A 1241-nucleotide genomic window follows, 5' to 3' on the forward strand; every position below is an offset into this window, starting at 1 on the left:
CGCGCCCTCATTTCTGCCTCTTCTACCCACCCCCGTCCCAGGGCCCGTCGTCCGCGGTCCCTTCACGAACGGGGACGACATGGCGGCTTCTCACCAGCGATCCGAGGCGAGCTTACGCGGCGCGCGCATGTTGCGCACCGCGCTCGGCCCCGCCATCGCCGGATTCCTGGAAGACCCCACAGTCGTCGAGGTGATGCTCAACCCCGACGGGCGGCTCTGGATCGACCGCCTGTCCGAGGGGCTGTCTGATACGGGAGAGTGCCTGTCCGCCGCCGACGTGATGCGCCACCAGGCGCACGATACGCTCGCCCTAGGCGGCGGACAGGCACTCTCCCGTATCAGACAGCCCCTCGGACAGGCGGTCAATCCAGAGCCGTCCGCCCGGGTTTAGCATCACCTCGACGACTGAAGGATCTTCCAGAAAGCGCGAGATCGCGGGGCCAAGTGCAGTGCGCAGCATGCGCGCGCCGCGTAAGCTCGCCTCGGATCGCTGGTGAGAAGCCGCCATGTCGTCCCCATTAGTGAAGGGACCGCGGAAGAGCGGACCTGGATCGGGGAGGAGTAGAAGACGCAGAAATGTGGGCACGGCAACAAGGGAATGCATTCGTAGAACCGTAGCGTAGAAATACAGGTAAAGGGCGGACCTGCGGAATAGCTTGCGATCCTTCGCCGGTCAGCGTGCCCAACTTTGGAGATCGTCCAATGGCGCTAAAGAGATATCTCGAATGTGCTGTAGCTCTCGAACCCCGTACTCAATCACTTCCGCGATCATATCGCAGAGAGCTTCTGGGCACTCGCATGGCCAGGATCGCTTGTAAGAAAGACCGTCTGCCATTGGGTGCGAATACGTCGGAATCGGATAGATCGCGCGCAGTACCAAGCGACCTTACGTCGCCCGCGGACGCGCGACTGACATCCTTCTCAATTTCGAAGTCGACGATGTTGACACCGTGCATGGCCAGGTTGTTGCCGACGGGATCCCTATGCTCCTGTCCTTGCGCGATGAGGACTTCGGCCAGCGCCACTTCATCACTAGCGACCCCAACGGGGGTGCTGATCGACATCATCAAGCCGATCCCGGCCAGCGCGGAGTTCGCAGCCAGCTATGTTACCGGGGATTCGCCGAGGTAGCGAAATCGACCGCAGACAAAGCCTTGCGGACCTCCAGGCTGCCGGGAACGCGACGGAAGCCAATCGAGGCGTTGAGCCGAAGCGCCGCAGTATTGGCGTCGAGGTTCGTT

General features: G+C 62.1%; 2 protein-coding genes and 1 pseudogene. 1 reads left to right on the top strand and 2 read right to left on the bottom strand.

Annotated features, from left to right (window positions below; all coding sequences use genetic code 11):
• Nucleotides 1-127 precede the first annotated feature (127 nt).
• A complete protein-coding gene (locus NS334_RS19455; RefSeq protein WP_428835066.1) occupies nucleotides 128-391 on the top strand; it encodes a hypothetical protein in 264 nt (87 codons plus the stop codon).
• Here NS334_RS19455 and NS334_RS19170 read toward each other — a convergent pair.
• Both NS334_RS19170 and NS334_RS18755 read right to left on the bottom strand, forming a co-directional pair.
• Nucleotides 314-508, bottom strand: a pseudogene (locus tag NS334_RS19170) (P-type conjugative transfer ATPase TrbB); the annotation flags it as partial. The gene NS334_RS19455 and the pseudogene NS334_RS19170 sit on opposite strands and share 78 nt — an antisense overlap.
• Nucleotides 509-752: 244 nt before the next feature.
• Nucleotides 753-1067, bottom strand: coding sequence for a hypothetical protein (locus NS334_RS18755; protein WP_154696363.1), 315 nt, complete (start codon nucleotides 1065-1067; stop codon nucleotides 753-755).
• Nucleotides 1068-1241: the final 174 nt, after the last annotated feature.

This window comes from Sphingomonas endophytica (assembly GCF_001476895.1).
Classification (GTDB): domain Bacteria; phylum Pseudomonadota; class Alphaproteobacteria; order Sphingomonadales; family Sphingomonadaceae; genus Sphingomonas; species Sphingomonas endophytica_A.